General features: G+C 45.8%; 15 protein-coding genes. 4 read left to right on the forward strand and 11 right to left on the reverse strand.

All coding sequences use genetic code 11. The features are described from left to right. Positions 1-171: 171 nt before the first annotated feature. The 6 genes from VCHENC03_RS04105 to VCHENC03_RS04085 form a co-directional block, all read right to left on the reverse strand. Positions 172-945, reverse strand: coding sequence for a TatD family hydrolase (locus tag VCHENC03_RS04105; RefSeq protein ID WP_009707517.1), 774 nt, complete (start codon positions 943-945; stop codon positions 172-174). Next, entirely contained in the window at positions 932-1,099 is a 168-nt protein-coding gene (locus tag VCHENC03_RS27855) for a DUF5363 family protein (protein ID WP_009707518.1), read from the reverse strand. Before VCHENC03_RS27855 ends, VCHENC03_RS04105 begins: the two co-directional genes overlap by 14 nt. 123 nt (positions 1,100-1,222) lie before the next feature. After that, a complete protein-coding gene (gene prfC, locus VCHENC03_RS04100; protein ID WP_005439503.1) occupies positions 1,223-2,812 on the reverse strand; it encodes a peptide chain release factor 3 in 1,590 nt (529 codons plus the stop codon). Positions 2,813-2,930: 118 nt separating this feature from the next. Further along, complete coding sequence (locus VCHENC03_RS04095) at positions 2,931-3,998, reverse strand: GGDEF domain-containing protein (protein ID WP_009707519.1); 1,068 nt, start codon at positions 3,996-3,998, stop codon at positions 2,931-2,933. A 231-nt stretch (positions 3,999-4,229) separates the two neighbouring features. Next, on the reverse strand, positions 4,230-4,688 hold the full coding sequence (gene rimI, locus VCHENC03_RS04090) for a ribosomal protein S18-alanine N-acetyltransferase (protein WP_009707520.1): 459 nt from the start codon (positions 4,686-4,688) through the stop codon (positions 4,230-4,232). A gap of 12 nt (positions 4,689-4,700) precedes the next feature. Continuing rightward, entirely contained in the window at positions 4,701-5,099 is a 399-nt protein-coding gene (locus VCHENC03_RS04085; RefSeq protein ID WP_005431900.1) for a DNA polymerase III subunit psi, read from the reverse strand. A 63-nt stretch (positions 5,100-5,162) separates the two neighbouring features. Here VCHENC03_RS04085 and VCHENC03_RS04080 point away from each other — a divergent pair, with 63 nt between their 5' ends. Then, positions 5,163-5,615 carry a hypothetical protein gene (locus VCHENC03_RS04080; RefSeq protein WP_009707521.1) on the forward strand — a complete coding sequence of 151 codons (453 nt, stop codon included), beginning with the start codon at positions 5,163-5,165 and terminating at the stop codon, positions 5,613-5,615. Positions 5,616-5,699: 84 nt separating this feature from the next. Here VCHENC03_RS04080 and VCHENC03_RS04075 read toward each other — a convergent pair whose 3' ends face one another. Further along, positions 5,700-6,203: a GNAT family N-acetyltransferase gene (locus VCHENC03_RS04075; protein WP_009707522.1), complete on the reverse strand. Its 504-nt coding sequence runs from the start codon at positions 6,201-6,203 to the stop codon at positions 5,700-5,702. Then, positions 6,187-6,714, reverse strand: coding sequence for a ubiquinone anaerobic biosynthesis accessory factor UbiT (ubiT, locus tag VCHENC03_RS04070; RefSeq protein WP_005431915.1), 528 nt, complete (start codon positions 6,712-6,714; stop codon positions 6,187-6,189). The genes VCHENC03_RS04075 and ubiT overlap by 17 nt, the downstream gene beginning before the upstream one ends. A gap of 265 nt (positions 6,715-6,979) precedes the next feature. Here ubiT and VCHENC03_RS04065 point away from each other — a divergent pair, with 265 nt between their 5' ends. From VCHENC03_RS04065 to VCHENC03_RS04055, 3 genes are all read left to right on the forward strand, one after another. Next, on the forward strand, positions 6,980-9,019 hold the full coding sequence (locus VCHENC03_RS04065; RefSeq protein ID WP_005439475.1) for a sensor domain-containing protein: 2,040 nt from the start codon (positions 6,980-6,982) through the stop codon (positions 9,017-9,019). Positions 9,020-9,168: 149 nt separating this feature from the next. After that, positions 9,169-10,182 carry a ubiquinone anaerobic biosynthesis protein UbiU gene (gene ubiU / locus VCHENC03_RS04060; RefSeq protein ID WP_005431919.1) on the forward strand — a complete coding sequence of 338 codons (1,014 nt, stop codon included), beginning with the start codon at positions 9,169-9,171 and terminating at the stop codon, positions 10,180-10,182. Positions 10,183-10,202: 20 nt separating this feature from the next. Beyond that, positions 10,203-11,081 (forward strand): U32 family peptidase, encoded by an 879-nt coding sequence (locus VCHENC03_RS04055; protein ID WP_009707523.1) that lies wholly within the window; start codon positions 10,203-10,205, stop codon positions 11,079-11,081. A gap of 70 nt (positions 11,082-11,151) precedes the next feature. Here the strand turns inward: VCHENC03_RS04055 and vmrA are convergent, their stop codons facing one another. From vmrA to nlpI, 3 genes are all read right to left on the reverse strand, one after another. Beyond that, positions 11,152-12,498 (reverse strand): sodium-coupled multidrug efflux MATE transporter VmrA, encoded by a 1,347-nt coding sequence (gene vmrA, locus VCHENC03_RS04050; protein ID WP_005439472.1) that lies wholly within the window; start codon positions 12,496-12,498, stop codon positions 11,152-11,154. Between the two features lie 57 nt (positions 12,499-12,555). Further along, positions 12,556-12,969 carry a MarR family winged helix-turn-helix transcriptional regulator gene (locus VCHENC03_RS04045; protein WP_005439471.1) on the reverse strand — a complete coding sequence of 138 codons (414 nt, stop codon included), beginning with the start codon at positions 12,967-12,969 and terminating at the stop codon, positions 12,556-12,558. 97 nt (positions 12,970-13,066) lie between these two features. Beyond that, entirely contained in the window at positions 13,067-13,990 is a 924-nt protein-coding gene (gene nlpI, locus VCHENC03_RS04040; protein WP_005439469.1) for a lipoprotein NlpI, read from the reverse strand. Between the last annotated feature and the right edge of the window lie 86 nt (positions 13,991-14,076).

Raw genomic sequence — 14,076 nt, forward strand, 5'->3', positions numbered from 1 at the left:
GTGTTACAAAATGGAGCTATAAAGCGGGGGCAATTATACTCATGCAGAATCAATTAAAGTAATGCCACCCTCACACTTTCTTATAAGATTCATCATTGATTCACTCCCGTTTGTGAGTTATCTCACAATAAGCAGGAAAACGTTTTCGCTTTTAAACACCATCTTTAGATTTTATTCACATATAAAGAAGGCCGAATTGCTATTTTCCCATAGCTGAGAGGCAATCGATTGCTTACTTTCTGTGCGCAACAGAGCCAGCTCATTCAATACATGAATCAGTTTTGAAGGGTGATTAGGCTCGCCCTGATAGCCAATTATAGGCATATCCGGAGCGTCTGTTTCTAAAACGATATTCTCAAGTGATAATCTTTGAATCGCGTCGCGAGTTTTATTCGCTCGTGGGTAGGTAATTGTGCCCCCAACTCCGATAAGAAAACCTAATCGAATCCATTCCATTGCTTGCTGATAACTGCCAGAGAACGCGTGCAATACACCACCTTTAGGAAGCTTGGCTGCTTTGACTAGTTGGATGAGACGATTATGTGCTTTTCGGCTGTGTAAAATAACGGGCAGATCGAACCGTCTTGCCAGTTCGAATTGCAACTCAAGCGCCTGCTCTTGAAGCTCGACAGGCACATCTATTGCGAAGTCCAAACCGCACTCCCCTATCGCGACGCATTGTCGGTGGGACGAGGAAAGTAACGATTCCAGCTCTGGGGCAAACTGCTCAAACTCTTGTTGTAGAAAATAGGGGTGAAAACCCAACGCGTAATAAAGGTAAGAGTATTGATTAGCCAACTCTTGAATACGAACCCAGTTACTCGGTCCGACAGAAGGAATCAAGATACGCTCGACCCCTTGCTCACGAGCGAGGTCAAGTTGGTGAGCAAAATCCTCTTGAAACACATCAAAGTCGAAATGGCAGTGGGTATCAAACAGCTTCATTGTTCGGTTTCTCTTGCTCTGCTTTTTCAGCAGGCTCGTCTTCATGAACTGGGTCTTGTTTATACGGCACACAACTGCGCTTTTGATCAGGCGTCAGCCCCATCTCTTTACACCAATCGTCGTAACGCTTGAGTCCTTTCTTAAACCAGTTCATTGCAACCTCTTCTGTTTAACAAACAAAAACCGATTTTCACCAAATAAAAAACCGCCGTTAGCTAAGTGTATAGCTAACGGCGGCTTATGATCTAGTACGCGATATAAAGCGAGTTAGATTCGATTAGTGCTCACGAGTCGCACGGAAATCGATATCTGGGAAACGCTCTTGCGCTAGGTTTAGGTTAACCATAGTTGGCGCGATGTACGTTAGGTTATCACCACCATCCAGTGCTAGGTTAGTTTGGTTCTTACGTTGGAACTCATCCAGTTTCTTCGCATCGCCACACTCAACCCAACGCGCAGTTGCAACGTTAACGCCTTCGTAGATCGCTTCAACGTTGTATTCTGACTTCAAACGAGCCACAACCACGTCAAACTGAAGCACACCAACCGCACCAACGATCAGATCGTTGTTTTGCAGTGGACGGAATACCTGTACCGCACCTTCTTCAGAAAGCTGAACCAGACCTTTCAGTAGCTGTTTCTGTTTCAATGGATCTTTTAGACGAATACGACGGAACAGTTCCGGAGCGAAGTTTGGAATACCCGAGAACTTCAGTGCTTCACCTTGAGTGAACGTATCACCAATTTGGATAGTACCGTGGTTGTGTAGACCAATGATGTCACCCGCGTAAGCGTGTTCTGCACGAGAACGGTCACCCGCCATAAAGGTAACCGCATCTGAGATACTTACTTGCTTGCCAAGACGAACGTGGTTCATCTTCATGCCTTGTGTGTAAGTACCCGATACGATACGCATGAATGCGATACGGTCACGGTGTTTTGGATCCATGTTTGCTTGGATCTTAAATACGAAGCCAGAGAACTTGTCTTCTGTCGCTTCAACATCACGCTCAACCGCTTGACGAGTTTTCGGCGCTGGCGCCCACTCAGTCAGACCGTCTAGCATGTGGTCAACACCAAAGTTACCCAATGCAGTACCGAAGTAAACTGGCGTTAGTTCACCAGTAAGGAAAGCGTCATGATCAAATTCAGGGCAAGCGCCCATCACAAGTTCAAGCTCTTCACGAACGCTTGCTGCTAGGCTTTCACCCACTTTCTCATCAAGCTCTGGGTTGTCTAGACCTTTGATGATGCGAACTTCTTGGATCTCATGACCGTGGCCTGATTCGTAAAGAATAGTTTCGTCGCGGTGGATGTGGTAAACACCTTTAAACTCTTTACCACAACCGATTGGCCATGTGATTGGCGCACACATCATGCCCAACTCATTTTCTACTTCGTCCAACACTTCCATTGGATCACGAACGTCACGGTCAAGTTTGTTCATGAAGGTTACGATTGGCGTGTCACGCAGACGCGTTACTTCCATCAGCTTACGAGTACGGTCCTCAACACCTTTCGCCGCATCGATAACCATCAGACAAGAGTCAACTGCCGTTAGAGTACGGTAAGTATCTTCCGAGAAGTCTTCGTGTCCAGGAGTATCAAGTAGGTTTACCAGACAATTGTTGTAAGGGAACTGCATTACAGAAGTAGTAACCGAGATACCACGTTCCTTTTCCATTTCCATCCAGTCTGATTTTGCGTGCTGTGCGTTACCACGACCTTTAACCGTACCTGCTTTTTGGATCGCGTTTCCGAATAACAGTACTTTTTCAGTAATGGTGGTTTTACCCGCATCCGGGTGAGAAATAATAGCGAACGTTCTGCGCTTAGAAACTTCGCCTAGAAAAGGTGTATTTGACATGAAACTGGTCTTCTTTGATGTCTGATGTCTTGTTCGAAATTCAAACAAGCTTTATTCGATTCAATATTGCGCGGTATTCTCGCTTATTATTGCTTTAGGGGCAACTTTCCTAGCGTGTTTAAAGGAGGTGACCTTGCTGAACTTCATTTTGCCAATCCAACACTTCTGGCTCAACAGTAGCCTTTGAAGCCACCACAACTTGGTCACGCCCGTTTTGCTTTGCATCGTACAAAGCAATATCCGCACGTTTCAACCACAGATCGGGCGTATCGCCTTCCAATAAACACTCAGCCACACCTACGCTTAGCGAGACATGTGCATGACGCGCAAAGTGCTTCGAACGAACCTTGTCGCTGATGCTGCTCATCATAAAGTGGGCCGTTTGTTCAGAAAGCCCTTCAAACAGGAGTAGAAATTCATCTCCACCTAAGCGAAACACTAAATCGTATTCTCGCGAATAATCATTAAGAATGGTCACGGTTTGGTTGATCACCTCGTCGCCAACATCATGACCGTACAAGTCATTGACCTGCTTAAAGTGATCGATGTCGATCACGGCGATCGTCGACGCTTTGCCTAATCGTTTGTCATCCAATGCTCGATGTAAAAACGCTTCTAGTTGCCCACGATTCAGCGCTCCAGTCATGGAGTCTCGTGTAGACAGGAACGTCAATTTATCTTGCAGCTCTAGGATTTTATGTACGGCGACATGCGCGACGATCGCACAGCAAATCACGGCAAGAACAAAACGCAAAGTCACGTTCCATTCAAGCTGGTGCCAAGCAGAAATCGTACAACCAACAATGATCCAACCATTAGTGACCAAAGCATCTTTAGTCGGAATGATAAATACCAGCGCGACAATCACAGGGAACACCCAGTACGTCGCGATGATGCCAAAGATGTGCACACTCAGAACCACCGACAACCAGAGCAAAAACAATGGAATGCGATAGCCTATCTTGCTTTCTCCCAGAATAAAGAGCGCCGCCAGTTCAATAATGAAGCTGAGTTGGAAGGTAAGCAGAACAACACCAAGGAAAGTCTCCCCGATGATTAGATTCTTGATACCAAGTGGCACAAACGTTGCCAAGGTGACCAACATTAAAACTTTAAGAACGGTTCCCCTGCTTTGCTCATCGAACAGTTGAGCGACAGGAGTGTCGAATTTTTGCGGATACGGCATCGTAAATCCTTCCTCCTGTTCAGATCTTGTTTCATATAATTTATAAACTTATAACTTGTATGGTAATAAAGCGAACAAAAATAAGCTCAACAAATATGTCAAAAGAATGAATTCGGAAGAGAGAAAGCCATGTTTTCAGGTGGGAGAAAGTAAAAAGCCCCGGAAATTCCGAGGCTTGTTGATTTGGCTTAGCGTCCTGAGAGCGATGCAATCTGTTGGTTACAAAACACTTTATTCGTTAAAGAACAGATAGCTCATAATAATGGCGTCTTCCTTACCATTACCGTTTTTCGCTGGGTAATAGTTGTAACGACGATCCACTTCATTGAAACCCGCTTGTTCATAAATATGGATAGCGGGGTGGTTGCTTTCACGCACTTCCAACCAAGCACTCTCGGCTTTGGCCTGCTCACAATGCTCGATGAATGCATCCAGTAATTTTTGCCCTAACCCTTTGCCCTGTTGAGAAGGCGATATGGCAATATTCAATAGCGTCACTTCCCCGACAATATTCTGCCCGTAGAAGTAACCCACCACTTGAGCGTCTTCAAGCATAACATGATGACAAGCGCCGCGACTGGATAAGTCACGAACTAAAGATTCAGCCCAAGGGTGAGAATGCGCTTGTTGTTCGATTTGCCAAACTTGGTCGAGGTGCTCAGCACGCATCGGCGTAATTTCAATTGTCACGCGGTCGCTCCGTTAAGAGTACGAACAGATTTGTTGCCACAATGCGCGGCGTTGTTCGTTATTGCCATCAATATCTTGTAATAGCGGTGAAGTCAGTTGCTTGGCATTGATGCTGGCGTCTGCCTCACAACCTGCGAACCACACCCACTCTAGTTGATGTTCACCCAACATGGATAAACGCTCAGGCTCTAGGTGCAGTGCGTCGTCGAGCGTGAGCTTAATGCTTTTTAATACGCGCTCAAACATCAAAGCTGTCTCGTTTTCTGGACACATTGGCGATACCAATAGGAGTTTACAAGAACTTTGCAAATCCAATAATGGCGATTGATAGCCTTCCAGCCTTTCTGGGTGACTCAGCTCCCAAGTGCTGATCCCCATTTCATGTAAATATTGTTTCTCGTTAATTGACATCTTTTGTCACCTATTTGAACGAGGCAATCCTATCAAAATTTCGCATTTAAAGTCAGAGGTGTTATGAAGCTTTTCCAATCACTCGCTATTACGTTACTTATCGCCACCACCAGCTTTACCGCTTTCGCTAAGGATAGCAACGATGGCTGGGAGCTGATCGCCGAGAAAACCGTAAACTTCCAAACAGAGACCGACACGGTAGAACCAAACGGTCTGTTCAAAAACCGTAAGTTCAGCAAAATCAAAATCAAATGTACTCAAGGCACCATGAGCATTAAGAACATGAAAGTGACCATGACGGATGGTAGCGAGAAAAAGCTCAAAACCATGGTTGGAACACTAACGAATGGTATGTCGACACGCGCTTGGACACTACCAGGTTCTGAAGATGCGAAGTTCAAACGTCTAGAGATGGAATACAAAAGCTGGGGCAGCATGACATTGAATGCGGCTGGTATGAGTAAAAAGGCAAAAATCGAAGTTTGGGGCAAAAAACGCGTCCAAGAACAGGATTAAACCACTTTTTCTCTGTACGACTCACTAAGAGCTCAAAAACAAAGCCCGCTTTTTACAGCGGGCTTTGTCATTCAATATTGGCAATTATAGCTCAGAGAATTCTGGAGAATAATCGATGCGACCAGAGCGTCCGTCACACTGACCTTCGACCAATTCTGCTACGCGGAACGCACCTTGTGGCACTTCCCATGCGCAATCGAAGCCCATATCTTCAGCAGCGGTAAAACCTTGGCGCGCGTAGTAATCTGGCTCACCTAATACCACACATACTGGGTAACCAAAGTCACGTAGCGAATCAAAGCCTTCTTTGATTAGCTCAGCAGCAATGCCTTGACGGCGGTAATCTTCATGCACAGCCAAAGGCGCAAGACCTTGCCAAGATAAATCTTCACCATTCAACGTCACAGGGCTAAACAGCGCATGACCAACCACTTCACCTTCATCAGTACAGGCTACCAAAGACAAAGTGAGCTTGCCGTTTTCACGCAAACGCATCACTAGGTTGGCTTCCGCATCTGTTGGGAAAGCGTGTTTTAATAAGCGGTCAATGGTGAGAATGTCCGCAGGGGCTTCAGTTCGAATAAGCATTCGCTACTCCGGTTTCTTGTGCAGGCGCTTGAACCCCTTTCTGAACAAAGTCAGCCAGTTGGTTCAGTGCTACTTGCATCGCTTTTGGTAACTGCTCTAAGTCGACACTGTCCATCAGGTTTTTCACTTCTAAGCCAAGCTCAGTATCGCCCTCGATAGAAAGGCGACGTTGGAAGAACAGTGTATCAGGGTCTTCTTTACGACCAGCAATAAGTACTAGGTCGTTAAGGTTACCACTAAAACTCACATCTTCCTGAACCGGTTTCTCTGCTACCACTAATTTTTCATCTTGGTAGCTGATGTACCATGCTAAGTTCAAGTCTTTAATCGCAACTTTTAACCACTTGTCTTCAAGGAACTCAAAATCGCCATCTTCTAGGGCTTCTTTGAACACCATTTTCAAACCTTCCAATAAGGCTTTTTTCTGAACAGTTTGTGGCAATAACTGGACTGGAGATCGCAAAATTGATGCTGCGTTCTTTACTAGTTGACTGCGAATCTTGTTTAACACGCTAATTATCCGTTACTTTGTCATAAGGTTGTCTATCTTACGCAATAGAGTAATACCAGTACCTGTTATGTATCAATAAATCTGTTTGTTTTAGAAGTAGGCGGTTTACTCACTCAAACGTCGTTTTTTTGACCTTACGTGTATTATTGACGCTAAGTCGTGGATAAACGCTTTAATAACGGTATGTTCAAAGTTATAGTTATCAAAATAGCGTTTTTATTACACGGACGAATAATCAGGCTCATTGGAGATCGGTAACACCTTAATGCCTTCCCAGCAATTACAACATTGGTTTGCAACGCTTACCTCAAATAGCCCATTCTTTTTTGCCATTCTTGATAAGAAACACAATTATCGAATGGTGAGTGATCGCTATTGTGACATTGCAGGCTTAGGACACGACGAGATCGTTGGTCTGAACGACAGCCAAGTACTGGGAGAGCAGTTCTACAAGAAGCTCGCGCCCTACTACCAACGCGCGTTCAAAGGTGATCATGTTGAAGCGGAAATTACGCTCGACGAAACCGATCTTGAAACCAGTCTTCACTTCAGCCTTTCTCCCGTTCATGAAGAAAACGAAATTCGCTTTGTGGTCTTTCATGCCATCGACACGTCTGAAAAACAAATTCTGGTTCGCTCGTTAGAAGAGTCCGAAAGTAAGTTCGCCAAGCTCACTCAACTGTTGCCCGACGGTTTGTTGTTGGTCGAAGATGACATCATCATTTCTGCCAATCCAGCCTCCGCACGTTTACTCGGGTTAAACTCGCCTCATGAGCTACTTGGAGAAGAGCTGACTCGTCTGTTTATCGATGAAAACAGCAAAAAAGTCTTCACTCATCGCATCAGCACGTTACTTTCTGAAAAACCTTTTGTGTGTCTGACCAGCGCTCGTTGTGGTTTCGAACGTAAAGTTCAATTGCATGCCGATACCACAGCAATTCTCGGTAGTGAATCTCAAATCATTTTGATCCAAGACGCCGACGATGCGCCCAAGCTGCTTTCTTCCAATTCCAATGAAGACGCGCACATTGATTCGCTGACCAAGCTGTATAACCGCTTTGGCTTTACGAAACGATTAGAGCAACTCATCAAGAGCCAGACGCCGTTGCTGGTTTTCTACCTCGACATCGATAACTTTAAGAATATCAATGATTCACTTGGCCATCACATCGGTGACAAAGTGATTCAAGAAGTTTCCGCTCGTCTAAAACGTTCTTTACCAAATCAAGCAATTATTGGCCATTTAGGCGGCGACGAATTTGGCATCATCCTGCCTGAGCCAGAAAACACTCGTATGGCGGAGATTTTATCTGAGCGCATTATTTCTCTGATCAACCAACCTTTCGATCTGCATCATTTCAGCAAGCGCCTAGCATGTTCTATTGGTAGTGTGCGTTACCCAGAAGACGGACAAGACGCGCGCATTCTGCTGCAAAATGCTGATACCGCGATGTACGAAGCAAAAGACCGTGGTCGTAACCGCCTGATCAAATTTAACGATCAGATGAACAAAGAAGCGCGTATGCGTTTGTGGTTGGAGATCGAGCTACAAAAAGCATTGCAGCAAAACGGCTTGGAAGTATGGTACCAACCAAAAGTTAACGCCCGTGACTTCAGCATTAACGGTGCCGAAGCGCTAGTACGTTGGAAGCATCCGGTCGAAGGTTACATCAGCCCGGGCGCATTTATACCTGTAGCTGAGCGTGCAGGCTTGATTGAACACCTTGGTCGCGTGGTCATGCGTGATGTGTTTAACACAGTAAAACGCTGGAAACTGCAAGGCATTCTACCGGGACGCGTGGCGATCAACCTCTCTCCAGAACAGTTCGGGAACCCACAACTGATCGACTACATGGAGAAGCTACTACGCACCACCGAACTTGACCCAAGCTGCATTACCTTCGAGCTAACAGAAAGTGCGGTAATGAGCGACAGCGAACACACACTGCAAATGCTTAATGCGATCAAGAAGCTTGGTTTTGCATTATCTATCGATGACTTCGGTACGGGTTACTCTTCCCTTTCCTACTTAGCACGGTTCCCTATCGATGAACTAAAAATCGACCGCGCGTTTATCAACGACATCGATACGCTCCCAAAACAGGTGACGGTGATTGAGAACATCATCAACCTTGGTAAATCATTGGATTTGACCGTGGTCGCCGAAGGTGTGGAAACCCACCAACAAGCGACACTGCTCTCGAACCTGCAATGTAACTCGATTCAGGGCTTCCATTTTTACCGTCCTCAACCTAAACACGAGGTTGAAGAGTTGTTTGCGCAAAACCGCCGTCATAAGAACTGATCTCAACTGCAACAAAATCTGAGTGTTACCCCTTACTCTCAAGGGGTAAATCTCAACTTTATTGAGCTAAACCTAACTTAGGTCAATTTCGCTATTCATAATTCTTCATAAAATGCGGGCACCTTTTTATTCTCTATGATTGTGAGCATATGGAACTCTTGTGTCCTGCGGGTAACCTGCCTGCGCTAAAAACCGCGATTGATTGCGGTGCAGACGCCGTATACATCGGCTTTAAAGACGATACCAACGCTCGTCACTTTGCTGGTCTGAACTTCAACGGCAAGAAGCTTGAAAAAGCGGTGCAATACGTTCATGACCGCAACAAAAAGATCCACGTTGCATTAAACACGTTTGCCCACCCAAATGGTTTCGAGCGTTGGACAAATGCGGTCGACAATGCCGCAGCCTTGGGTGTGGACGCGCTTATCGTGGCTGATATTGCGGTACTTGAGTACGCTGCTCGCAAATACCCAGAACTCGAACTGCACCTTTCTGTACAAGCATCAGCGACCAACGTTGCAGCGGTAGATTTCTACAAGCAAAACTTCAACGTCAAACGTGTCGTACTGCCTCGCGTATTGTCTATCCATCAGGTAAAACAGCTTTCTCGCAACATCACTAGCGATGTCGAGCTGGAAGTCTTTGCTTTTGGTAGCCTGTGCATCATGTCAGAAGGTCGTTGCTACCTGTCCTCTTACATGACTGGCGAATCACCAAACACCGTTGGTGCCTGTTCTCCGGCGAAATACGTTCGCTGGCAAGAAACAGAAAACGGTCTGGAATCGCGTCTTAACGATATTCTGATCGATCGCTACAGCGCCGGTGAAAACGCTGGCTACCCAACTTTGTGTAAAGGTCGTTTCGAAGCTGAAATTGAAGGCGAGAAAAAACGCTACCATGCACTGGAAGAACCAACCAGTTTGAACACCCTTTCTATGTTGCCTGAGCTATTTGCAGCAAATGTGGCTTCCGTAAAAATTGAAGGTCGCCAACGTAGCCCTGCTTACGTAGAACAAGTAACGCGTACGTGGCGTGCAGCGATTGATCGCTACCAAGCAAACCCAGAAGCTTACCAAGTTGAAGCGGCTTGGGATGCAGCGTTGGCAAACGTATCTGAAGGTACGCAAACCACACTTGGTGCTTACCACCGTAAATGGCAGTAGAGGTTAAGATGGATAACTCAATGAAATACGCACTTGGTCCACTGTTGTACTTCTGGCCAAAGCAAGACGTTGAAGCGTTTTACGAACAAGCGAAATCAAGCTCTGCGGACATCATCTACCTAGGTGAAACCGTGTGTTCAAAACGTCGTGAAATGAAACCTGCACATTGGTTCGATATCGCGAAAGAATTGTCTGCATCTGGTAAACAAGTCGTGCTTTCCACGATGGCACTATTAGAAGCGCCAAGTGAAGTGAACATCATGAAGAAATACATCGACAACGGTGACTTCGCGATTGAAGCTAACGACGTGTCTGCGGTTCAATTGGCTTCTGAGCATAAAGTGCCATTCGTCGTTGGCCCTGCGGTTAACACTTACAACGCGCATACGCTTAACTTGTTCCTAAAACAAGGCATGATCCGCTGGTGTATGCCTGTAGAGCTGTCTCGTGAATGGCTCAGCAACACATTGGTTCAATGTGATGAACTCGGTATTCGCAATAAGTTTGAAGTGGAAGTTTTCAGCCACGGTTATCTGCCACTGGCTTACTCGGCGCGCTGCTTTACCGCTCGAGCAGAAAACAAAGCTAAAGATGATTGCGAAACTTGCTGTATTAAGTACCCAACGGGTATCCAAGTAAGCAGCCAAGAAGGCCAGGAAGTGTTTAACTTAAACGGCATCCAAACTCAGTCTGGTTACTGCTACAACCTGATCAACGATCTACCAAGCATGGAAGGTCTGGTTGATGTGGTTCGTTTAAGCCCGCTCGGTCTTAGCACCTTCTCTGAGCTAGACCAATTCCGCTCAAACGAGAAAGGCACCAACCCAGGCAAGATCCAAGACCGCCAATGTAACGGTTACTGGCACCAACTTGCAGGTCTAGAAGTGAAGAACATCTAATCCCTGCTTACGGTTTCAAAGCAATAAAAAAGCGAGGTACTGTCCTCGCTTTTTTTACATCTTTTCGTCGTTAAGACGCTTGAATACTTGGCTCTGCTGAACTCTCGTTCATTAGCTTCTTAATATCACGCCACAACATTGTCATCACCACTAAACTCAAGGCGATGTTAGACAGTGGGAATGCAATCCAAATACCCGTTACGCCTAGAAGTTTTGGCATGATGAACAAGAACGGCAATTGAATTGCCATATTACCAATGGTCACAAACATCGCTTTGCTGCCTTTGTTTACCGATTGGTAGTACGCCGCAGCAACCACTAAGAAACCATCCAAGAACAATGCAAACATATGGAGGCGAATCCCCACTACCGTCGCATCAATCAGGTTTTGATCGGCATTGTTGAATACCGACACAAACTCGTATGGGAAGATGTTCATCAAAATAACAAACGCGACACCGCCGAGCACTGACGTGCCCATGGCGACCTTCAATAGCTTACGAATATTGTCTTGGTTGCGTGCACCATGGTTATAGCTCACTAAAGGCTGCATACCATTAGCGATGCCTTCCGCGATCAAGTAGTAGACCGTCACGATATAACCCAAGATGGCGTAAGCACCAATCAACAACGCACTACCGTACTGGGCAAACAGTGCATTATGCAGAGCGACCATCATCGAGCCGTATGCGTACATAAAGAAGCTCGACGTGCCGATCATGACGATTTTAGGGATCACGTCAAATTGCATCTTCAAGTCGCCAGTCGACAGACGCATCTTCGCTCTTGAAGTAAAGAAGTATCCCACACCAAGAATGGTGACCACCATCTGTGCTAACGCAGTCGCAATAGCCGCACCTTCAAGCTCCCAACCAAGCCAAGCAATAAACAGGTAATCAAGCACGATATTAATCACGGCACCAATCACCATCAAGATAGTGGCTAAGTTCGGGCTATCGTCGTTACGCAGCAAAAACGGCACTGCAATTGAACCAAGCGAGAACACACATGCCACGCTTAAGATGTGCAGGTACTGCAAACCAAGTTCGTATACTCGCCCTTCAGCCCCTTGCCAACGAATAAAGTCATCAGCGAAGAAGAACAAGGTTGTCGCTACGACAGGCATCAAAGCAACTAAAAGCAATAGACCGGTTGAGAGAATACGTTTAGCACCTTCACCGTCTTTTTCACCTTGTTTGATAGAGGCGAGTGCCCCCGTACCTACGCCCACCATCATACCGATACCAAGTATCGAGCCAATGATCGGCCACGCGACGTTGATCCCGGCTAATCCATCAGCCCCCACATAACGACCAATAAAGATACCATCAACGACTTGGTATAAACCGTTCACCAACATGGCTGCGACGGTCGGAATTGTGTATTTCCAAAACTGTTTGTATATAGAGTTTTGCATGACTACCACCAATAGTTAGCAAAGCTAACTAAATAGATAAAAGAATAAAATGTATGTTTAGTTTCCGAGCGCTTTATCCAGTAGCGCTTTCAGTTGCTGTGCTTCTTGCTTATCAAGTTTACGCACGAGTTGTTCAGAAATATCCTTGTATACCACCTGTTCAAGGGACATCTCTGCTATCACTTCTTCCGTTAGCAAAACGCGCTTTGAACGCGCATCTTCGTTACAAGCGATGCGTCTAACCAACCCCTTTTTCTCCAAACGAACCACCATATTTGAAGCTGAAGGTTTGGTGACTTGCAGCTCTTCAGCCAAGTCTGTAATACGCACACCTTCTGGATGAAGCTGAATCACTCGTAAGTAATCGAACTCATTAAAGCTCAAATGTGAAAGCGGATCTTCCTTGGCATAAACACGCCACGCTTTGGCACAAAATCGTTCTAACTCAATCAGGCTTTTTTCTAGTGCCATTGTGTTTTGCTCATTTAGTTAGCAAGGCTAACTATTTTAGAGAACCTATCCAAATTCTTCAAGCACAAAAAAGCCGCTCTAGTTGAGCGGCTCATGGTTATTTTTCTTCTTGTTGCTGTTGCTCGGCTTTGAGCTTAGCAAGTTGTTCTTGCTGCAACTGATCGTAGATTTGCGCCAGCTCCAAGAAAGAGTAACGGTGTTCTACGTATTCATAAACGTTGAAAGAGATTGCTAACTTGTACAATGAAATCGCATCAGCAATATCACCTTCTAGTTGGTAACGCTTACCAAGGTAGAAGTAAGTTTCTGTTAAACGTTCAGCAAGACGGTAGTTTTCACGCGTACCATCCATGATGGCTTTAAGCGCAGCATCATCAGACACGTCACGCAGCATGATCGCAACTAAAACCCAACCCCACTCTTCACTGCGGTCACGTTGGTAACGTTTCTCTAAGTTCGCTTTTGCTTGCTCTGGGTTTTGTTCAGCTTCAATGATGTAAAGCCATAAAGCACGGAACGGGTCACTCGGCATTTCTTCATAATGCTTAGTCATGTCTTCCAGAGCAAGGTCGATGCGGCCACCGTAATACAAGGCAATTGCACGGTTACGCTCTGCATATGAATTCTGTGGCGCGAGCTCAAGTGTTGAATCAAATGCTTCGTAAGCGGCATCAAATTCACCTACTTGGGTAAAGTAAACACCCAATAGGTTGAAGATATCTGGTTGAGCAGGGTTCAGTTGTAGAGACTGATTAAAGTCCAAACGAGCCAAATCACGCAGGCCTACGCTGTCGTAGTAGTTACCACGCTCGTAGTGCATCTTAGCGCGAACTTCATCGCTCAAGTCTGGACGCTGTAAAAGCTGGGAAAGACGTGCAATCTGAACTTCTTGCTGAACGCTTGGCTGTAGCGGCACCGCCATCGGAGGATAGATCCACTTTTGTGCCGAATGTTGAGAGGTATTAGCACAACCGGTCAGCGCGATAGCGACACATAAACTTGCGGTTTGAAACCATTTCACTAATTGGTACTCCTGTTTGGACCGCTCTGGGTCTGTTTCTCTTTATGCACTATAGGATATATAACTTCGCTTGAGGCTAAACTTGT

Origin of the sequence: Vibrio sp. HENC-03 (genome assembly GCF_000305755.2) — a bacterium.
Lineage (GTDB): Bacteria > Pseudomonadota > Gammaproteobacteria > Enterobacterales > Vibrionaceae > Vibrio > Vibrio owensii.